General features: G+C 63.3%; 20 protein-coding genes. 8 read left to right on the forward strand and 12 right to left on the reverse strand.

What is annotated here, in order from left to right:
• The first annotated feature begins 7 nt into the window (after positions 1 to 7).
• From NR187_RS08010 to NR187_RS08020, 3 genes are all read left to right on the forward strand, one after another.
• Positions 8 to 1591, forward strand: coding sequence for an acyl CoA:acetate/3-ketoacid CoA transferase (locus NR187_RS08010; RefSeq protein ID WP_211383226.1), 1584 nt, complete (start codon positions 8 to 10; stop codon positions 1589 to 1591).
• 10 nt (positions 1592 to 1601) lie between these two features.
• Positions 1602 to 2090 carry a MaoC family dehydratase gene (locus NR187_RS08015; RefSeq protein ID WP_211383225.1) on the forward strand — a complete coding sequence of 163 codons (489 nt, stop codon included), beginning with the start codon at positions 1602 to 1604 and terminating at the stop codon, positions 2088 to 2090.
• Between the two features lie 64 nt (positions 2091 to 2154).
• On the forward strand, positions 2155 to 2991 hold the full coding sequence (locus tag NR187_RS08020) for an ABC transporter substrate-binding protein (protein WP_211383224.1): 837 nt from the start codon (positions 2155 to 2157) through the stop codon (positions 2989 to 2991).
• 419 nt (positions 2992 to 3410) lie between these two features.
• Here NR187_RS08020 and NR187_RS08025 read toward each other — a convergent pair whose 3' ends face one another.
• From NR187_RS08025 to NR187_RS08070, 10 genes are all read right to left on the reverse strand, one after another.
• Positions 3411 to 4172, reverse strand: coding sequence for an SDR family NAD(P)-dependent oxidoreductase (locus NR187_RS08025; RefSeq protein ID WP_211383223.1), 762 nt, complete (start codon positions 4170 to 4172; stop codon positions 3411 to 3413).
• Between the two features lie 21 nt (positions 4173 to 4193).
• A complete protein-coding gene (locus NR187_RS08030) occupies positions 4194 to 5933 on the reverse strand; it encodes a nitrilase-related carbon-nitrogen hydrolase (protein ID WP_256806227.1) in 1740 nt (579 codons plus the stop codon).
• Between the two features lie 14 nt (positions 5934 to 5947).
• A complete protein-coding gene (locus NR187_RS08035; RefSeq protein WP_211383221.1) occupies positions 5948 to 6937 on the reverse strand; it encodes an acetamidase/formamidase family protein in 990 nt (329 codons plus the stop codon).
• A 32-nt stretch (positions 6938 to 6969) separates the two neighbouring features.
• Positions 6970 to 7689, reverse strand: coding sequence for an ABC transporter ATP-binding protein (locus NR187_RS08040; RefSeq protein WP_211383546.1), 720 nt, complete (start codon positions 7687 to 7689; stop codon positions 6970 to 6972).
• A 1-nt stretch (position 7690) separates the two neighbouring features.
• The gene (locus NR187_RS08045; RefSeq protein WP_211383220.1) at positions 7691 to 8407 is read right to left on the reverse strand and encodes an ABC transporter ATP-binding protein; all 717 of its coding nucleotides are present in this window, start codon (positions 8405 to 8407) and stop codon (positions 7691 to 7693) included.
• Complete coding sequence (locus NR187_RS08050; protein ID WP_256806228.1) at positions 8407 to 9471, reverse strand: branched-chain amino acid ABC transporter permease; 1065 nt, start codon at positions 9469 to 9471, stop codon at positions 8407 to 8409. The genes NR187_RS08045 and NR187_RS08050 overlap by 1 nt, the downstream gene beginning before the upstream one ends.
• 15 nt (positions 9472 to 9486) lie before the next feature.
• A complete protein-coding gene (locus tag NR187_RS08055; protein WP_148741855.1) occupies positions 9487 to 10359 on the reverse strand; it encodes a branched-chain amino acid ABC transporter permease in 873 nt (290 codons plus the stop codon).
• Between the two features lie 114 nt (positions 10360 to 10473).
• Positions 10474 to 11715 carry an urea ABC transporter substrate-binding protein gene (locus tag NR187_RS08060; protein WP_256806229.1) on the reverse strand — a complete coding sequence of 414 codons (1242 nt, stop codon included), beginning with the start codon at positions 11713 to 11715 and terminating at the stop codon, positions 10474 to 10476.
• Between the two features lie 10 nt (positions 11716 to 11725).
• Positions 11726 to 12391, reverse strand: a complete 666-nt coding sequence (locus NR187_RS08065) for an ANTAR domain-containing response regulator (RefSeq protein ID WP_211383217.1) — start codon at positions 12389 to 12391, stop codon at positions 11726 to 11728.
• 2 nt (positions 12392 to 12393) lie between these two features.
• On the reverse strand, positions 12394 to 13548 hold the full coding sequence (locus NR187_RS08070; protein WP_256806230.1) for a transporter substrate-binding domain-containing protein: 1155 nt from the start codon (positions 13546 to 13548) through the stop codon (positions 12394 to 12396).
• Between the two features lie 94 nt (positions 13549 to 13642).
• Here NR187_RS08070 and NR187_RS08075 point away from each other — a divergent pair, with 94 nt between their 5' ends.
• A complete protein-coding gene (locus NR187_RS08075) occupies positions 13643 to 13768 on the forward strand; it encodes a hypothetical protein (RefSeq protein ID WP_256806231.1) in 126 nt (41 codons plus the stop codon).
• A 377-nt stretch (positions 13769 to 14145) separates the two neighbouring features.
• Positions 14146 to 15087: a catalase family peroxidase gene (locus NR187_RS08080; protein ID WP_256806232.1), complete on the forward strand. Its 942-nt coding sequence runs from the start codon at positions 14146 to 14148 to the stop codon at positions 15085 to 15087.
• A 28-nt stretch (positions 15088 to 15115) separates the two neighbouring features.
• Here NR187_RS08080 and NR187_RS08085 read toward each other — a convergent pair whose 3' ends face one another.
• A complete protein-coding gene (locus tag NR187_RS08085; RefSeq protein WP_306235346.1) occupies positions 15116 to 15394 on the reverse strand; it encodes an AraC family transcriptional regulator in 279 nt (92 codons plus the stop codon).
• 915 nt (positions 15395 to 16309) lie between these two features.
• On the reverse strand, positions 16310 to 17128 hold the full coding sequence (locus tag NR187_RS08095; protein WP_211383213.1) for a sigma-70 family RNA polymerase sigma factor: 819 nt from the start codon (positions 17126 to 17128) through the stop codon (positions 16310 to 16312).
• Positions 17129 to 17571: 443 nt separating this feature from the next.
• On the opposite strand from NR187_RS08095, the gene NR187_RS08100 reads away from it, so the two are divergent.
• From NR187_RS08100 to NR187_RS08110, 3 genes are read left to right on the forward strand one after another with little or no spacing between them, the layout of a single operon-like run.
• A complete protein-coding gene (locus tag NR187_RS08100) occupies positions 17572 to 18234 on the forward strand; it encodes a response regulator transcription factor (RefSeq protein WP_256806233.1) in 663 nt (220 codons plus the stop codon).
• A 39-nt stretch (positions 18235 to 18273) separates the two neighbouring features.
• Complete coding sequence (locus tag NR187_RS08105) at positions 18274 to 18711, forward strand: response regulator transcription factor (RefSeq protein WP_256806234.1); 438 nt, start codon at positions 18274 to 18276, stop codon at positions 18709 to 18711.
• Positions 18704 to 20776 carry an ATP-binding protein gene (locus NR187_RS08110; RefSeq protein ID WP_256806235.1) on the forward strand — a complete coding sequence of 691 codons (2073 nt, stop codon included), beginning with the start codon at positions 18704 to 18706 and terminating at the stop codon, positions 20774 to 20776. The genes NR187_RS08105 and NR187_RS08110 overlap by 8 nt, the downstream gene beginning before the upstream one ends.
• Positions 20777 to 20818 lie beyond the last annotated feature (42 nt).

Raw genomic sequence — 20818 nt, forward strand, 5'->3', positions numbered from 1 at the left:
AGCGCACATGCTGAGTATCATCACCGCTGCAGAGGCCGCGGGTCTCATCCGTGACACCGACACGCTGATCGTCGGCGGCAATGGCGGTACCGGCGTCGCCGAATCCATCCTCGGCGCGCTGGAGCAGCGCTTCCTCGACGGCCAGGGTCCGCACAATCTGACGCTGATCAACATCACCGGCGTCGGTGCGGTGACCGAGAAGGGACTGTGCCATCTTGCCCATGAAGGCATGATCGCACGCGTGATCGGCGGCAATTTCGGCCTCCAGGTGCCGTTCATGAGGCTGGTCCGCGACGAGTTGATCGACGCCTACAATTTTCCGCAAGGCGTCATGAGCCAGCTCTGCCGCGCCATGGCAGCGAAACATCCTGGCGTGCTCACCCATGTCGGCCTCGACACCTACATGGACCCGCGTCAGGACGGCGGCCGCATGAACAAGCGCACCAGAGCGCCGCTGGTCGATCTGCTCGAGCTGAACGGCCAGTCGTATTTGCTCTACCGCGTCCCCGCCCCGCCTGATGTCGCCGTCATCCGCGGCACCTCCGCCGACGAGGACGGCTATATCAGCATGGAGCACGAGGGCACGACGCGCGAGGATCTCTCGATCGCGCAAGCCGTGCACAATGCCGGCGGCACCGTGATTTGCCAGGTGAAGCGGATCGTGAAGCGCGGCTCGATCCATCCGCAGATGGTCAAGATCCCCGGATTCCTGATCGACCACGTCGTACTCGACCCCGAGCAGATGCAGACCTACGGCACCGTCTACGACCCGGCGCGCTGCGGCGATAGCCGCGTGCCGGAGGTGATGATCACGCCCGATCCACTTACCGAGCGCCGGGTGATCGCCCGCCGGGCCGCCTTCGAGCTGCGCCCGCGCGACGTCGTCAATCTCGGCGTCGGCATCTCCGCGATGATCCCAAACGTCGCGGCGGAAGAAGGCATTTCCGACCTGATCACGCTGACGGTGGAATCCGGCGTGGTCGGCGGCGTGCCCGGCCATGCGCGCGAATTCGGCACTGCCATCAATCCGCGCGTCATTCTCGACCAGGCCTATCAGTTCGACTTCTACGACGGCGGCGGGCTGTCCTGCGCCTTCCTCTCCTTCGCCGAGGTCGACGAGGTTGGCAACGTCAACGTCACCCGCTTCGGCGAACGCCGCGACGGCTCCGGCGGCTTCATCGACATTACCCAGAACGCACGGCGGCTGATCTTCAGCGGCACCATGACAGGCGGCAAGTTCGATGTCGGCGTCGAGAACGGCCGCCTCGCGATCCGGCGCGACGGCGCTTTCCGCAAATTCGTCCCGCACGTCGGCCAGATCAGCTTCAGCGCCTCGTTCGCTGCACAACGCGGCCAGCACGTCAGCTATGTGACCGAGCGCGCCGTGTTCGAGCTCGAGAACGGCAGCGTGACCCTGACCGAGATCGCACCGGGCGTTCGGCTGGAGGAGGACATCCTTGCGCATATGGGCTTCCGTCCGCGCATCAGCCCGCAACTGAAGGATATGGACCCGCGCATCTTCCGCTCGGGACCGATGGGGATCGCACAGAGTTTCAAGGCCCTGCCAGCGCGGCCGCGCAAGGTCGCCTGAGGGGACACGCATGGACGCCAGCGCCTCCATCAATCTCCGTTATGAGGACATTTCGCTCGGCGCCGAGTTCGAGACCGCCGTGCACATCGTGACGGAGGCTGATATCGCAACCTTTGCCGACGTCACCCGCGATCACCATCCGCTCCATGTCGATTCTGCTTATGCGCGCTCGCGCGGCTTTCCCGCCGTGATCGGCCATGGCCTGTTCGGCCTGTCGCTGATGGAGGGGTTGAAGTCGGAGCTGAAACTCTACGAGGAGACCTCGGTCGCCTCGCTCGGCTGGGACGAGGTGCGGTTCAAGGCGCCGATCGTCGCCGGCGACGCCTTGCGCGTGCGCTTCCGCTTCGTCGAGAAGCGGCCGACCCGGAATCCCGAGCGCGGGATCGTCATCGAGACGCTCTACCTTCTCAATCAGCGCGACGAGGTGGTGACCGCGGCCCGCCACATCTCGCTGATCCTGACCCGGCAGGCCGATCGCGGCGCGACGGCCGCCAAATGACAACGAGGAAGACGTCGGACCGGAGACGGCTCAACTGCCACCATGATTTGACAGGAGTGTTCTGATGCGATTTCCAAAAACCTTCTCCGCCCTCACCCTTCTGATCGGCCTGTCCCAGGCGGCTGGCGCCCAGACCTGCACGCCAAAGGTGCCGGCATCGAGCCTGATCGAGGCGCCGAAATGGCAGATGTCGATCAACCCGACGCTGCCGCCGCAGCAATTCGTCGACGACAAGGGCGAGCTGCAGGGCCTCAATGTCGAGCTCGCCCGCGAGATCGCCAAGCGCATCTGCGTCGAGGCAGTGTTCCTGCGCATGGACTTCCCGCCGATGATCCCGGCGTTGCGCTCGGGCCGCTTCGATGCCATCAACACCGGCCTGTTCTGGACCGAGGAGCGCTCCAAGATGTTCTACCTCGTTCCTTACGCGCAGCAGGCGATCAGCATCTATACCGATCCATCCTCCAGCCTGAAGCTGGAAAAGTTCGAGGATCTGGCCGGACGCGTGGTGGGAGTGGAATCGGCGACCTACACGGAACGCAAGGCACGCGAATTCAACACCGAGATGGTCGCCAAGGGCCTCAAGCCGATCGAGCTCCGCACCTTCACCACCGTCACCGCGACTTCTGCGGCGTTACGCGCCGGTCAGCTCGAGGCCGCGCTAAACATCAACGAAACCGCCAACGCGCTCGAGCAGAAGGGCATCGCCAAGATCTGGGTCCGCGACATCGCCGGCACCGACATCACCTTCGCCTTCCGTGACAAGCTGCTCGCGCAGGCTTTCGCGGACGCGCTGACGGCGACCCGCGCCGACGGCACCTATGACAAGCTGTTCGATAAATTCGGCATGACCAAGCTCAAGGCCACCACTTTTGCCATCCGTGGCGAGGGGCCCACCAATTGATCCCCGCGCTTCGTGCGCATAGGCAACGAGGACGAACCGATCGTCTGTGCGGCGAATGGACTTGCGAAGACCTATCGTGGCAACGACTGTTCAGCTCGGAGGCCGAGGTCGCAGCCGCGAAGAATGTGGGCTTCGAAATCCGGCGCGGCGAGACGCTCGGCCTGGTTGGAGAGTCCGGCTCAGGCTAGAGCACGATCGGCCGGCTGGTGATACGTCTCACCGACGCCGATGCGGCTATGCCTTCGGGACGCCGCCCCCACGGCCTCGGAGAAATCCAGTACGCCGATGCGGACCACGCCCGTTCAAACTCCACGTTCCTCGCGTGGTTCGCTGACGGCGTGAAGCTGCGTGCCCCAACGCGAAGGGCCGGAAACGGCTGTTAGCGAGGGCCAACACGAGGCAAACGCCGCCGCGTTTTCCTACAACTGCACCCCACGCGTGAGTGCGCCATCGACAACGAGGTTCGTCCCGGTGATGAAGCTGGCCGCGCGGCTGGCGAGAAACACTACGGCGTTGGCCATTTCCTGTGGCGTACCCATCCGCCCCGTTGGGTTGAGTGCCAGCGCCGTCTTGTAGAGCTCGGGATTGTTGTCCTTGATCATGTTCCAGACCCCGCCGTCGAAATAGGTATTGCCTGGGGAGACCGAGTTGGCGCGGATATTCTTCCCCGCGAGCTGATTGGCGAGTCCCTGGGTGTAGTGGATGATCGCTGCCTTGAAGGTGCCGTAGGGACCGGCGGCGAAATCGACCTCGCGCCCTGAGACGCTCGATATGGTGACGATCGCGCCAGCCGCGCTCTTCTCAAGATAGGGCATGGACGCATTCACCAGCCGGACCGTGCCCATCATGTCGGTCGAGAATTCCTTCTCCCAGCTTTCGTCGTCCTGCCCGATCGCAAGCGCGCTGACATTGGCGACGACGACGTCGATGCCGCCGAGCTTTGCCGCCATATCCCCGACCCAGGCCTTCAGTACGGCCGCGTCGGCGACGTCGACGGCGCCGCCATAGGCCGCGACGCCCCTGGTCTTGAGTGCGGCGACCGTGCTCTCGACCTCGGCCAGATTGCGGGAGCACACCCCGACATCAGCGCCTTCGGCGGCGAATGTCTCGGCGATCGCGCGGCCGATTCCCTTGGTGCTTCCCGTGACGAGTACCTTGGCTCCCTTGAGTCCCAGATCCATGGCCAAATTCCTTTTCTTGGTTCAGTAGTTGGTCACAGCCGCCTTGACCAGTCCACGATAGCTGTGCGGCATGCGCATCGACACCAGATCCTTTCGCCGCACCACGTTGGTGGGATAGACGCTGTCAAGATTGGTGGTGTCGACCAGCGCGGTTGCAAGGCCCGTACCGCCGGCCGCGATTGCCTCCCGGCGCGGAAAGGAAAACGTGTCAGGACCGAAGACGCCGCTCAGCCCGGGATAGCCGCGTTCAGGATCGACAATATTGGCGAAGGCGAAGAACAGGTTGTTTTCGCCGGCGCGAACGCGGAAATGATGCCAGTGATGCGGATCGGGGCCGGTCGGAACCGGCTTTGGCTGTAGCACCTCCGTGCCGGTATGCGACGAACTGAAGCGTCCCTTGATCGCGGCGGGGCATGCGATGAGATCGCAGCCGCGCAGCGCCAGCACCCGGCCCGCTTCCGGGAAAGACGCATCGTGACCGATCAACAGTCCGATACGGCCAATCGGCGTGTCGACGACGGTCCAGCCATCGCCGGCGGTGGCCCAGCTTCGCTCGTCGGCCGCCAGATGCGTCTTGCGATAGACCGAGACGTCCCCATCCGGCGACACCAGGCAGGCGCTGTTGTAGAGGATATCGGCTGCACGTTCGGCCAGGCCGCAGACGAGATAGAGACCCAGTTCCTCTGCGAGTTCCTCAAGGCGATTCGTCACGGGGCCCGGTATCGGCTGCGCCGATCTCGCGGGATCGCCGAGCCCTGTCACCGCGAGCTCCGGGAAGACGACGAGCTCAGCGCCGTCGGCGCGGGCCTTGCGCGCGAGTGCCGCGATCTCCTCGAGGTTCTGGTTGAAATCGTCGCCGGGTGCAAATTGCGCAACGCTGACCCGCGACGTTTTCCCGGCCGGCCACGGCTCGTGGCCGTAGAGACCGAAGAAGTCGCGCGGATTCCAGCTGAAGGTATCGGTGAGCAGCTCCGGATAGAGCTCCGGCCGCCGCTGCGCGAACACGGTCTCGCCGAGCACGCGGCGCGCGCGTGCGACGTCGAGATCGATCTCCGACAGCAGCACCCCATCGCCCTTATCGAGCACGGCCGCGACCTGCCCGTCCGGTGTGATCACGCAGCTGCCGCCGCTGAACTGCACCGTGCGTTCCAGTCCCCATCGATTGCTTTCGATGACGTAGCAGCCGTTCTCGAATGCCCGGCTGAGCCAGTACGGCGCCGGCGTACGCTCCGCCAGCCAGTTCGAGATGTGGCAGATGACGTCCGCACCGCCGAGCGCCATCAGCCGCGCGGTCTCCACGAAATGGATGTCCATGCAGATCAGCAGCGCGATCCGCCCGATCGGCGTCTCGAACACCTGATTGTGCAGGTCGCCTGCCGCCGCCCATTTCGGCTCGGAAATGTAGGGATGCGTCTTGCGGTGGCGACCGATAACGCCGTCCGGCCCGATCAGGACGGCCGTGTTGAAGTAGATGCCGTCCTCGTCGACCTCGGGCATGCCGACCACGATGTAGCAGTCGTGCTTGCGCGCCAGCGCGGCAAAACGATTTGTGGTCGGCCCGGGGATCGTCTCGACGAACGGCGCGACCTCGGCGCGGTCGAACCAGCAATAGCCGGTCGTTCCCATTTCCGGCGTGACGATGAGCCTTGCACCGGCCGCCGCCGCCTGCTCGCAGAGTTCGAGCAGGCGCGCAATGTTGCGCTCCTTCTCGAACATGGTCGGCTCGAACTGGACGGCGGCGACCTTATGGGTTCCTGACATGAGCTGACCGGCCCTCAAACCAGAAATGACTTCTTGATGGAGGCGCCGAGCGTGTACTTTGGATCCACCATGTTGCCGACACGGACGCGTCCAGCCTGGGTCAGGAGCATGTAGGCGTCGATCTCGTCGAAGCCGTAGTCGGCCGCCATCCAGCGGCAGAGCTCGCGATAGGCGATGCGGGCTGCATCCTCCATCGGCCTCGCCGAGCCGATGGTCATGATGAAATCCTTGGTCTCGAGCCGCGGCCAGGCAATGGTCCACCCCTTGATCAGGTCGATCTGCACCGTCGTCACCGTCGGATGCTCGATGGCGACGCCGCAGAGCTCGCCGTCGCCTTGTGCCGCATGACAGTCGCCGAGATAGAGCAGTGCGCCCTTGGTGTTGACCGGCAGGTAGATGACGGCGCCTACGCCGACGTCGGGCAGGTCCATGTTGCCGCCGTAATAGTCCGGGACCAGCGACGAGATCGCCTCGATCTCCGGCGAGGTGCCTATGGTACCGATGAAGGGTTCATAGGGCAGCGTGATCTTGTCGTTCCACTTCGTGCCTGTCTTGGCGTCGATCACGAGCTTCTTGACGCGCTCGGGCAGCGCCGGATTGAGCAGCGCGGTCTGGCCGGTCGAGACCAGGCCGCCGAAATCCGGCATGACCACGGTGGTGCCGCACGGCTGCGGCCCACGCGGCACGATGCTCTCGATGTAGACCGCGAGCACGTCGCCCTTCTCGGCGCCGTTGACGTGGATCGGTCCGTTCTGCGGATTGAGGAAAGGGAAATTGAGGATATTCGACGGGCTGTCGGTCTCGTGCTTGATCGCGCCTTCGAACGCATCATGCGTCTCGGCGGAAACGACCGCGCCGGGATCGACGGTCAGCACAGGATTCACATAGGGGCCGTAGACGTAGTGGTACTTGCCCTGCTCGCTTTCGGTGATGGTGTACTGCTTGCCACGCTCGCCCCTGGCGACGCCTTTGCGTGCCATGATGGAATCGTTTTGCCAGGCCATTGCCGTTTCTCCTTGGTTGGGCGTCGTTTTTTTCAAACTGCCAGATGGCGGCGCATCTCCGCCTCGTCGTCGAGCGCGGACCGGTCGAGACTTGCGACGATGCGCCCCTTGTCCATGACGTAGCAGCGCTGCGCCATGGCGCGGATCATGTCGAGATTCTGCTCGACCAGGATGATGGTCACGCCGGTCCTGCGGTTGAGCTCGACCATGTTGCGCGCGATGTCCTGGACGATGTTCGGCTGAATGCCCTCGGAGGGTTCGTCGAGCAGGATCAGATTGGGATCGGCGATCAGGACGCGTCCGATCGCGAGCTGCTGCTGCTGTCCTCCGGACATCGTACCGGCGCGCTGACTCCAGCGCTCTTCGAGGATCGGGAAAGCCTCGACGATCTTGCGCCGGCCCGCCTCGGGAATGCCGCCGCCCTTGATGGCGGCACCCACCGCGACATTCTCGCCGACGGTCAGACGCGGAAACACATCGCGCCCCTGCGGTACATACCCCATGCCGAGGCGCGCCCGCTTGTGCGGCGGCAGCGATTCCACGGCTTCGCCGCGATAGACGATCGAGCCGCTCATCGACGGCACGAGCCCGATCAGGCTCTTCATCAGCGTCGACTTGCCGACGCCGTTGCGTCCGATGACGGCGACGATCTCGCCTTCCCGCACCTCGATCTCGAGGCCCTGGAGCACCGGCTTGCCGCCATAGCCGGCACGTAAGGCCAGCGTCGAGAGGATGACTTCCTTGCGCGGCATATCAAGCATGAGCCTGCCCCAGATAGATCGCCGCCACGCGCTCGTCGGCCACGATCTCGTCGATCGAGCCTTGCGCGAAGACCTGGCCGAGATGCAGCACGGTGACACGCTGGGCAACCTGGCGAACGAACGCCATGTCATGCTCGATCGCCAGCACGGTCATGCCGTCTGCATTGAGCCGCTGCACCATCTCGCCGGTCATGTGGGTCTCTTCCGGCGACATGCCGGCGGTCGGCTCGTCCAGCAGCAGCAGGCGCGGCTTCAGGCTGATCGCCATGCCGATCTCCAGCCATTGCTTCTGGCCGTGGCTGAGATTCCCCGCCCTCTGCGCCTGCTCGGATTCGAGGCCGAGGAAGCCAAGCAGCCTCACGATCTCGGCTTCGAGCTCGGCGCCGCGATGGTGGCTCTGGAGTGCAATCTCGAGGTTCTGGCGGACGGACAGGCCCTTGAAGACGCCCGGCACCTGGAACTTGACCGACAGGCCGCGGTGAATCCGCGCGAACGACTTCAGCGCCGTGATGTTCTCTCCGGCGAAGAGAATCTCGCCGCTGCCGGGATGGTGCTCGCCGAGAATGAGACGGAACAGCGTGCTCTTGCCGGCGCCGTTCGGCCCGATCAGGCAATGAATCTCGCCGGGCTCGAGCGAGAGATCTACCGCGTTGGTGACGTGCAGGCCGCCGAAGTGCTTGTTCAATTTGCGCAGCTCGAGCAGCGACATCAGCCAGCCCTCCGCGTCAGGCGCGCGGCAAGCCGTCCGAGCCAGTTCATTGCGCCGAGCACCAAGCCGTTCGGGGCGATCAGGACAGTCAGCACCAGCAGCACGCCCATGAACACGAGCGCATATTGGCTGCCGTAGATCGTGAGCGCCTGGAATGCGGCAAGCACCACCAGCGTGCCGACCACGGTCGAGGTCAGATCGCTGCGGCCGCCAACGGCGACCCAGATCAGCGGCAGCGCCGCCGCCGTCATGCCCATGCTCGACGGCGTGATGTACTGCCCCCACGCCGTATAGAGTACGCCCGATATCCCCGCGAGCGCGGCGCCGATGACGAAAGTGATGAGCTGATATTTGCGGATGTCATAGCCCAGCATCTCCGCCCTTTCAGGGTTCTCGCGGATCGCGACGATGACATTTCCGAACGACGAGTTCATCAGGATACGCAACGCGAGATAGACCAAGACAAGAAGGCCGAGCACGAAATAGTAGAGCCCGACATCGGCGAACAGCACGATCGGTTGGCCCGGCCAGGGGATGGTCAGAGGCGGCATCGCGCTCATGCCGTTGAAGCCGTTGAGCCGCGCGCTGCCGATATGCCATTCCGGCCCGGCGGTCTGCGCCATGAAGCGCTCGAGCATCAATGTCACGGCGAGCGTGACGATGCCGAGGAAGACGCCGGCGATGCGGCCGAAGAACATGAAATAGCCGAGCAGGACAGCGAACAGCGCTGCAATCGCAATCGCGGCGACAAAGGCGACCAGCGTAAAGCCATAGGCCGCGCCGAAGTTAAGGGTCAGAACGCCGTATCCGTAGCCCGCAATGCCGAAGAACGCAGTCTGCCCGAAGGACAGCGAGCCGCCATAACCCCAAATCAGGCAAAGGCTGAGCGCGATGAACACCCAGACGAAGAAGTAGACGGTGTTGCCGACCGTATAGCCGTCGCTGAACAGCGGATAGGCAAGCCCGATCGCGAGCACGATTGCAAACAGGCTCCAGAAGGCCGGACCGCGACCGACGGTCTGCGGCCCTTCAAGACGGCGAAACAAGGAAATGAAACCGGTCACAGCGCCATTACTCCGTCAGGTGCGTTCGCGCAGCACGAAGCCGGAGATGCCTTTCGGCAGAACCCGGACGACGATGATGACGGCAACCAGAAGGCCGATCTGGCCGAACAACTGTCCCTGCCAGGACGTCATCCCCGACTTCACGATCGCAAGCAGGCCGCCGGCGGGGGCCGTGCCGAGGAAGACGTCGGCACCGCCGATCACGACCGTGACGAAGGCCTCCATGATGAAGGTTGCGCCCATGGTCGGCACCAGCGTCATGGTCGGCGCATAGAGCCCGCCGGCAAGGCCCGCCAGCCCTGCGCCGCAGGCGAAGGTGAGGCTGTAGATCAGGCGCGTATCGACGCCGAGGGCGGCCGCCATGTGCGGCACCTGGATGGTCGCCCGAGCCAGCACGCCGAAGCGCGTCCAGTTGAACAACGCATAGAGCGCGGCGAGTACGCCGAGTGCGGCACAGAACAGCACGATGCGGTAGATCGAATAGGAGTAGTCACCGACCTGGAAACTGCCGAACGGCGTACCGACGCCCGCCATGGTCGAGCCGACCATGATCAGCGTGCCCTGCGTGGCGATCAGGCTGAGCCCCCAGGTGGCGACGATGGTGTCGAGCGGCCGGTCATAGAGATGGCGGATGACCGCGAGCTCGACCAGCACGCCGACCAGCGCGGACACGACCGTTCCCGCCAGAATCCCCAGCGGCAACGGCAGGCCGGCATGCACGGTCGCGGCGGTAACGTAGGCCCCGCACATGATGAACTCGCCATGGGCGAGATTGATCACGCCCATCATGCCGAAGATCACCGCGAGCCCGCAAGCTGACAGCACCAGGAACGCGAAGGCGTCACCAAATTGATAGAGCGCCGAAAAGACGTGGGTCGCGATGTCCATGAACCAACCAGTCTGAGGGAAGACGCAAAATTGCCGTCGCAGATGTCCGTGATCGCCCCGGCCCGCCGGCAACGCCGGGGCGTGCCGGGAGGGCCGGAGCGATCAGCCGCCGGGTCAGGGTTTCGGCGGCGGATTCGACGGCGTGTACTGCGCCATCGGATCTTTCTTGGTGAGATCGCAGCCGGCCTCACCCAGCCAGTACGGCTTGATGTCCTCCCAGGTCTTCGGGAAGGAGATCGAGTGATCGGCGCCGACCTTGGCGAGATAGATCGTGTGCGACATGTGCTGGCTCTTCGGGTCGATGCAGACCTTGCCTTCCGGCGCACCCATGCAGACGTCCCCCATCGCGATCACCTTGCGGATGTCCTCGCGCTTGGTCGACTTCGCCCGCTCCACCATCTGCTTGTAGAGATAGACGGCGAGATAGGAGTTCTCCGCCTCCTGGTTCACATAGGGCTCGCTCGGGAACTTGGCCTTGAACTTGGCGTAGAACTCCTTGCTCTTGGGCGAGTCGATCTCCTCGATGTAGTTGGTGGTGACGTACATGTCCTTCAGGCTCGGCGGCTTGAAGCGCTTGTGCTCGTAGCCCTGGCCGACGTTGACCGAGGACGCCATCGGCAGGTTGACGTTGGCGGAGGCCGCCTGTTCGTAATAGGAGGCCTGCGCGGTGCCGACCAGCAGCGTGACCACGAAGTCCGGCTTGGCCTTCTGGATGTTCTGGATGCTCTGCGAGAACTGCGACACGCCGAGCGGGATGAACTCCTCGCCGGCCATCTTGCCGCCGTTCTCCTTGACGATCTTGCGTACCCATTCCGCCGAGATCTGGCCGAAATTGTAGTCGGCGGCGAGCGTGTAGACGTTCTTGCCGTACTTCTCCATCATGTAGGGAATGAGCGTGGAGAACTGCTGCTCCGGCACGGCGCCGGTTACGATCATGTGGCCGTCGCAAACGCCGCCTTCGTACTGGTTGTTGTAGAAGGCGAAGCCGTTGAACTGATCGACGATCGGCCGATACGCTTCGCGCGAGGCCGAGGAAAATCCGGCGAACACGACGTCGACCTTGTCGCGCTGGAGCACGCGCCGCATGAACTCCTGGTAGCGGGTGTTGTCGGATTGCGTGTCGTAAGGAACGAGCTCGAGCGGCCGACCCATGATGCCGCCGGCCTTGTTGATCTCATCGGCTGCAAGCTGGATGGCGTGAACCTTGCCGATCGTGGCTGCGGCGAAGTCGCCGGACTGATCCTCCAGCACGCCCATCTTGATCGGGTTTTCCGCCGCGAGCGCCAGGCTTGACGCGAGGACAAGCGTCCCCGTGAGGGCTGCGGCGCGCAGCCCCCGCAATACAGACTTGCTCATTTTGCTTCTCCTAGATGGCTTGCTTGTTGCCGCCTTGCAGCGTGATGCCGGTCGTGCGGCCGGACGTGTCGGGCGGCTTCGCCCGCTTGCTCAGGAACTCCTCGCAGTAGAGTTCCATGTTCTGCCGCGCGCGCATGCTTTCGCGACGGAGCTGGGAATAGGCACCTTCCTCGTCGAGGCCACCCCGCTGCATCAGCAGGATCACGGCCCGGATCACCGCGCGGCGGCCGCGGCGGCGCTCTTCGAGGTCCTGCAGGCGATCGTTCATTTCGGCGCGCAGCAGGAATTGGTTGATACCCATAAACAGGGATGTGTAGACCGCGCCGCCATGCACCGGCTTGCGCAGGAACGAGGTCGCACCAATATTGACGAGCGCCTTCAGACGACTTGGCGCCTCGACGCCGACGAGGCCGATCACCGGCACCGGCGGCAGCCGCGAGGCCGGGTTGACCTCGATGGCGACAGCGCCTTCGAGATCGCCGTCGACGAACAGGATGTCGCGGTCGGCCTGGAGGCTCGCAACGTCGATCTGCGCACGGCCGTCGATGATTTCAGGATATTCAGTGGAAACACCGAGCTTGGCGAGCGTCGTTTCGAGCGTGCTTTCCCATCCGCCTCGCCGTGTCACGACGATGGCGCGGCCGCCCTTGAAGTTCTGCAGCAATCGGGAGCTCATGATTACACCACCTTCAACAGCGGAGTGCGCATCGCGCTGGCAAAGCGCGGCGACGACTGGACGAGATAGGGATCGGGCGCGATCGGCTCGCGGGATTCCAGCAGCACCTCGAATTGCCCGTTGGCGGCCGAACGGCCGATCCGCGGCGTGAGCCAGGCGTGAAAGGTCTGCCGGTCGATGCGGACCTCGCCTTGCGGCGCACGCAGCCGTTGATCCGCCACGGCGGCGCGCACCGTGCGCGCGTCGTCGGTGCCGGCCTGCAGCAATGCCGCCGCGAGCAGCTTGACGGCGATGTAGGACGACTCCGCATCGGCCGACGAGACCGGTCCGGCCGGAAAGGACTTCGTGTAGGCATCGATGAAGGCGGTATTCTCAGGTGAATTCAGCGACGAGAAATAGACGCTCGACGAGAGGTGTCCGTCGACTGCATCGGGTCCGATCTCCGGCAATTCCGGTTCCGACAGCGTGCAGCTCGCAACGGGAATTTCGGCGGCCTGATCGATACCGCGCGCGCGGCAAGCGGCCCGGAATGCGCGGAAGAAGGCATAGGCGCTGGTGCCGATCAGATTGTTGAAGACGAAGTCCGGGCGCTGGTCGATGATCGCGGCAATGACCTGGTCGACCTCGGTATCGCCGACCGAAAGATAGCGCTCGGCGAGCACGGTGCCGCCGCGTGCAATCAGCGCCTCGCGGAAAATGCGGTTGTTCTCCCAGGCCCAGATGTAGTTGGAGCCGATGCAGAAGGCGCGCGAGCCGACCCGGGAGGCCAGATAATCGACGAGCGGCAACACGTGCTGGTTAGGGGCGGCACCGGTGTAGATGACGTTATCGGAGCTCTCGAAACCCTCGTAGTGCGAGGGATACCACAACAGCCCGTCGAACTTCTCAAAGCACGGGATCACCTCCTTGCGGCTCGACGAGGTGTAGCAGCCGACCACCTGACGGATGCCGGAACCGAGCAGCTCGAGGCTGAGCGAACGATAGCGCGCGAGGTCGCCGGACGGATTGACCACGACCGGCTCCAGCTCGATGTCGCCACCGCTCGCATTGACCCCCTGGAAGGCCAGCAACGCGCCATTGAGGATCGAGCGTGCGACGACGCTGTAGGAGCCCGTCGTCGAGAACATCACGCCAATTCGATACCGCTTCTGCGTCATCACTCGATCCAAAACAAAAAAAACGCCCGCCGGCTGTGAAGCCGAGGGCGCCCTCGCCGCCAACCGAACACGCGATAAAAGCGTGGCGTTGGAAATGGTTGAACTCACCGCGTTGATGGGCCGTCTTGCCCTACGCTTGCAGCATACGGTCGTTGAGATCGGATATTATGTCAAGCGCGTTGTTGCAGCGGAGATTGCCGCAATTCGTGCCGGCCTGTAGCAAAATTGTGCAAGGTGGTTCATGTCCGCAGAAAGGGCCTACCAAGGCGGCCGGCATGGCCCTTCCCTGACCTGATGACGCATTGACGCACACGTCGTTGTTGCCAGTCACGCAGGTCCGCCGAGGCGTGGAAGCGAAGATCTGGACTCATGCTCATCCCGCGAAAGCTCGGCGCTCGCGCGGTGACTAGACTAGCTTCCATTCCTTGCAGGAATTGCAGGACGACCTTACACGAAGGGAACCCAATGCCCTGTTGCGTGTCCTGAGGCTCCGGCAGCGACGCCGAGCGATTGCGGCACCGGCGTTAGCAGCAATCGCACTGTAATCGCAGCAATCGCTCTGGAGTCACGAGGCGGCAGGTCCGCTAGATCGTTGCGGTGTCATCCCCAGATCTGCCAAGGTCCCAACTTCCGACCGCCACGCTCGTGGCGATCGTCGATGCCCTGAAAGCGGTCGCCGGTGATCCGCCCAGGGAGCGCGCGAGCTTTGCCAAGGGCAGATGCGTGCGCGGCACCTATGTTCCGTCGGATCGGGCGGAGGAAATTACGAGATCCCGGAGCTTCACGAGACCATCGCGCGTGCTGGCGCGCTTCTCGGTCGGCAGCGGCGATCCCAATGTCGCGGATACCGACAACCTCGTGCTGCGCGGCTTGAGCCTCAGGCTCGGAGACATTCACCACCGCTCCGACATGCTTGCGCAAAGTGCTCCCGTGCATTTTGCGAAGACGCTCGACCAGATGCTGGCTTTCCTCGAGGCGCGCATTCCCGGACCAGACGGCAGTCCGGATATGGAGAGGGTCAAGGCATTCTCCGCCGCCAATCCCGAAACGCTGCATCAGGCCAGTTACATCGCCGCGCATCCGCTACCCCGGAGTTTTGCCGGCACGACCTACTGGGGCGTGCACTCATTTCCGGTGACGAATTCGTCGGGCGAAACGAGGTTCATCAAGTTCAAGGTCGCACCCGTCGGCGTAGAGGTTGCGCCGGCGAAGAGCGAAGTCACGGCGAAGTCTGCCAATTTCCTGCACGACGACCTGGAGCGCCGGGTCACCAGCGGCGACGTCCGCTTCAGCGTGATGGCGCTGCTCGATCGTCCCGGCGATCCCACCATGGACGTGACCATCCGATGGCCCGACGAGGACAATCGCGAAGAGGTTCGGCTGGGGACGATCGTGATCACTGGCCTCGAGCCAGACGAAACGTGCGACGGCTCCGTCTTCAATCCGGCAAATCTCGCCGAAGGCGTTGCCCATCCGCCCGATGAGATCTTCGCGGCGCGCAGCGCCGCCTATGCCATCTCGCTGGCGAAGCGTCGTTGACCAGAGGACGGGTCTGGCATCCTCTGAATCACTTCTCGCTTTCCTTGATGTCCAGTGATTCGCGACGCCATGTTGCCGGACTAACGCCGACCTGCGCCGAAAACACTTTCGTAAAGTGGCTTTGGTTGGCAAATCCGACGGCGATCGCAATTTCGGACAGCGGCAGGTCCCGCACGCTCATCAACTGCATGGCCGCCTTCACGCGCTGGCGCAGCAGCCATTGGTGCGGCGGCAGGCCGGTGGAGATACGAAACGCGCGCGAAAAATAACTGACCGAGAGACCGAACTCGGCTGCAACCTGCTGCAGCGAAACTGTCCCGCCGAGATCGGAAGTCGAGCTTTTCGCAGGCTCGCTTCAACTGCCATGGGGCAAGACCGCCGCGAACCGATCCGGTCACGCTCTGCAGCCCACCATAGGCCTGGGCAATGTGCGCAGTGAATGCGAGCATCATGTGATCGATGAAGAGCTGGTTCGCCTCGGTCGGCCGATTGAGCCCTTCCAACAGCGCTGCTCCGATATGACGCATGATCTTGTCGTCATGGCCGAAGCCGAACTGACAGGCAAGATCGCCAACAGGCCGTGTACGGGATTCCTTGACGACGCCGTCGAGCACTGAACGCGGAAGATAAAACTGGAGGGAATGGAACGGCTTGTCGATAACGAACCCCGGATCACTCCTTAGGTCGTACAGATACGTCGTACCGGCCCTGACATCCGCTTTCATCACGCACTTGCCGTGATCCCAGAGCTCGCAGTCCGGGTAATTGTGAAGCTTCAGGCTGACGATATAGGCCTCATCGGCCACGGAGCCGGAACGGCCCGGCATGGGGCTATCATCCCGCGTCTCGGTGACCGCGAGTTCGATACCGCGCCGCGAACGCGTGATCAGCGAGGGCGGCGCATCCCTCAAGTGCAACTGCTGCCTGACCCTCTGTCCGAAGGTACCCGCCTGTGCCATATGGGTCGGCCTTGTCTGGAGTTGGAGCCGCCGGGGTCACCGAGCCCATGAAGTCGAGTTCATTATTGGAGATCGACAAGCAGCGGTCCAGCCTTGCTCACGGAATCGGCATCTGCGCCGATCGAGTTCGATCAGCTTTCGACCGAACGATTTTCTAAGCAATTCCAATGAGATTTGGCCCCTTCTGGCCTCGCCACAACCGGGCTGGGGCCGGTTCCATCGTGCGTTTGTGAAATCCCGGCAGGGCTTTGTCCGGCGCATGCTCAGGCGGACTTGGCATCGAAACCCGCATCCACGAGGATTCTCGCAAGCTGCTTGCGCGCGTAAAAGATCCTGCTCTTCACGGTCGCCCGCGGAATGCCGATTATTCCGCTGACCTCGGCGACCGAATTTTCGCGATAGTAGAACAGGTCGATGATTTCCCGATGGACGGGGGAGAGCTTGTCGATGCATGCGCGCAGGATGCCCTCCGTATCCTTGCGGTCCAGGGCAACGTCCGGCGTATCCCGGACGTCGACGATTCCACACGCATCGACTTGATCGATATCATCATGCGTTCGCTCTCGCCACGAGCTGATGGCCTTGAACCGGGCGATCGAGAGCAGCCATGTAGAAACGCGCGCGCGACTTTCGAAGCGATTCGCGGAGCGCCACACATCGAGGAACACCTGACTGACGAGATCGTCGACGATCGCCGGATTGCGAACCCGGCGTCTAATGAATCGGGACACTCTTTCGCGGTGGCGAGCAAAAATGATGTGCATGGCCGCTTTGTCGCCCTCCGCAACGTTTTTGAGCAGCATTTCGTCGCAGGCATCTTCCTGCACAAAGCGGAGATCGATTGCCCGATTGCGTGACTCCCGTCCCGGAGCCGGTTCCGACTCCCCGGTTCGGCAAACGGCAAAAACAAGCTCGTCATGTATCACCGCGCTGGAGGGTCCTTGCAGCGATTTGGGCCCGTTGCCGGCCTTGCACGGGCTCACGCCCAGGCGGGTCGGCGCGTGGCCGGATGAGGAGGTTCTCGACCGAGGTCGACGTAACCTTGCAGTTTCCCCTGGTTGCCGCCCCTCGGTGATGGACATCGCTCCCTCCGCTTGTTTTTGACGCGATAGCGGTGAGGATGCGTCGCGTGAAGCCGTTCGGGCTATCCTACGAGGGGCTCATCTTTCTAGTCCCCTGGTCTAGGATGTTCGGCCGGTCGGCTGACAAAGTGGGCTTGAGCCGTGAGCCCCGGTCCCGGTCAGGCGTCGCCTTCCGAGGCGCCGTGCAGCGCGTTCATCACATCCAGGTGCGCAGAGGCGCCTTGGAGCAGAATCTGACAAAACACGCCTGTTTCGGGAAAGACGGTGGTACGACGCAACCTTAAGACCCGTAAAATCCCGTGTAGCCGTTCCTTGAGCCGAGGCTTCAAGACCCTCTGTGAAAGGCACGGCGACAAACCGGGGGCGGGAAGCGATCAAGGGACCACGCCATGCTCGAGACTATCGCCGGCTCTCGTACCTTACATCCCCTACCTCGCTATCCCATGACCGTTGATGAAAAATCCACAAACCGTCCGCTTGTCGTGATCGTGGATGATGACGAAGAGGTCCGCTTCGCGCTTCGCGAACTGCTCCTGTCGGTTGGACTCGATGCGTGCTGCTTTGGATCAACGCAGGAGCTGCTGCATGCCGATCTTCCGGAGCGGCCTGGCTGTCTCATCCTCGACGTTCGCATGCCCGGAGCGAGTGGTCTCGATCTCCAGCAGCATCTCGTCGCGAACGGCCACACGCGGCCGATCGTTTTCCTGACAGGTCATGGCGATATCGCAATGACGGTGCAGGCGATGAAGGCGGGAGCCATCGACTTCCTGACCAAGCCTGTCAGGGGTCAGGCGCTGCTCGATGCGGTCGCCGCGGCGATCGAGAAAGACATCGCGCAACGGGCGGCGGCCCATCACGTCAGGCAACACGTCGACCGCTACGCGACACTGACCCCTCGCGAACGCGAGGTGCTGCGCGAAGTGGTCAGGGGTCGCCTCAACAAGCAGATTGCATTCGATCTGGGCATCACCGAGATCACGGTCAAGCTGCATCGCGGCAACGCGATGCGGAAACTGCAGGCCGGATCGGTCGGCCAATTGATCCGGATCTGGGAATCGCTGCCTGCGGCACTTCAAGGGACGCAATCGGCCTACACCAAAGGATAGGTACAACCCGGCCGGCAATGGGCGGATGGTCGTCGGGCCATGCCAGCGAAAACGATCCGTTCGCCCAGACTGCCTGCCGTCGCGGTCGTAGATGACGACGAAGCTGTGCGCGAGGCGCTTTCCGATCTCCTCGTCGTGCTGGGATTCGCGTGCCAGACATTCGATCGGGCGGAAGCTTTCATGGCCGCGTACGCGCCACATCACTTCGACTGCCTGATTACCGATGTGAGCATGCCAGGCCGGAGCGGCCTCGAACTCCAGGAACGATTGCGGGAATTGGGCTCGTCAATGCCGGTCATCATCATCACCGCGGATGCAAGTCCGGCCACACGGGCACGCGCGCTCAGCGGCGGCGCTCTCGCCTGTTTGACGAAGCCGGTCAACGATGACGTCCTCTTGCACCATCTGCAGTCCACGCTGGACCGCGCAGGCCGTTCGCAAAGCGATGATCGCCAGGATACGCCGTCAGATGAGTAATCTGTTCCAACGTGCCGCAGGAAGTGACCACACTTTCCCCCATGCCATGGAGTTGGCCGATCTTGCCTCCGAAAGCGTCATCGTCAGTGACGTACACGGCGTCATCAAATACTGGAATGCTGCCTCCGAAGCTCTCTACGGCTGGCCTGCCATGGCGATGGTGGGGCAGCGCGTCCAGACGATCGGCTCCCTCGCCCACAGCGGTACCGATCATTTCAGCGCACTCCTGCGCGAAGGCCGGTGGGAGGGAGTGGCCCTCCGGCGCGGCCTGACCGGAGCGGACATCGTGGCTGCGGTGAGGCAAATCGTCCGCCGGGACACAGCGGGCGGTCTTCTCGATATTGTCGAGTTCGGCCGGAACGCAGGCTCGCTCTCTCAAGCGGCGTACCTGCGCATGGATGCCGAGCTGCAATCTTCTCTCGCCGCGTCCTGGGAGCTCGATACGTCGGCCGCGCACCATTTGCTCGATGCGATCGCCGAACATCGGCGCGGCGGCATCCCCGTCGATCTCGACCAGCACCTCGATTGGGTCGACGAGATGCTCAGCGCAACCCGCATTCTGGCCGTCAACGATCGCGCGGTCCGCATGTTCGGCGCGCATGCCGGCTACGAGCAGATGATAGGCAAATCCATCGGCGACTTCTGGCCGGCCGAGAGCCGCGCGTTGCTGGCCACTCTGATCGAGAGTGTCACGAGCGATCGCACGCGTCTCGAGATACGCAAGATGATCTTGAGCGGAAGCTTGCGCAATCCCGTCGTAAAGGCCTGGCACTCGGCGGAGCCAAAGCCGCCCGACACCGTCTTCGTGACGATCACCGGCGTGACGAATGATGACCGGACGACCTGGGAATTGCAGGCCAGCGAAGAGAGATACCGTCAGCTCGTTCAATATCTGCCGACCGCGCTCTGGCAGGTCGATTCCCGCCGCGCGGGCGAGGCCTTCGACCAATTGAAGGCAAACGGCGTCCGCGATATCGCCGGCCATCTCGAGCGCAATCCGGACCTCGTCGAACATGCCAAGGACGTCGTTCGCGTCACCGACGTCAATCGCGACGCCGTATCGCTGTTCCACGCCCGCAACCCCGCCGATCTCATCAAACCGGTCCGGTACATTTTCGCCGCTGCCCCCGGGCTCGCCGAACGGGTCATGGTCGCGCATTTCGAAGGCCGCCGGAACCTGATCGAGGAAACCAGGATTCGCGCTTTCGACGGCTCGATCATCGACGTCCTGTTCACGGTGACCTATCCGGTGCCGCCCGAGCAGCTCGACAACACCTTCATCACCATGCAGGACATCAGCGAGCGATTAAACGCCGAAAAGCAGCTGCGGAAACTGCAAGCCGACTTCTCGCATGCCGGGCGGATCGCAACGCTCGGCGAGCTCGCGACGTCGATTGCGCACGAGATCAACCAGCCGCTTGCGGCCATCGTGACCAATGGCGAGACCAGCCTGAGATGGCTCGCGCGCGCCGATCAAAACACGGAGAAGGTCACACAGCTCACCTCCCGAATCGTCTCGAATGCGCGGCGTGCCAGCGACATCATACATCGCATCCGCGGCATGGCGGCGAAGCACGAACCGGAGATGCGCCTCATCGACTTGAACGAGGTGGCCGAAGAAGCGCTGTTGTTCATCCGCCACGACACCGATTCAAAGTCGATCGTCCTGTCGGCGGCCTTTGGCGCCGACCTCCCCAAGGTCCTTGGCGACCGGATTCAGTTGCAGCAGGTCATCATCAACCTGCTGGTCAACAGCGTCCAGGCGATCGTGCAGTCGGGCCAGCCGAAGCGCCGGATCGAGATTAAGACGTCGTTCGATGACGACGACTCGGTCGTGCTCTCCGTTGCCGACAATGGGCCGGGCATTCCCGCCGCGGGCTTGGCGCATGTCTTCGACAGTTTCTTCAGCACCAAGGACGCGGGGCTCGGCATCGGCCTTGCCATCTGTCAGTCGATCATCACCGCGCATGGCGGCCGCATCGCGGGCGCCAACCGTCCGAATGGCGGCGCGCATTTCCACTTCACTGTCCCGGTACCGAGGGTGCCCAGCCCAGAACCGGGGTAGGACATGTCGGCACGAGGCGCGTCCCGCGCTTCGGTGAGTTGC

The organism is Bradyrhizobium sp. Bra64, from assembly GCF_024519875.1.
GTDB lineage: Bacteria > Pseudomonadota > Alphaproteobacteria > Rhizobiales > Xanthobacteraceae > Bradyrhizobium > Bradyrhizobium japonicum_G.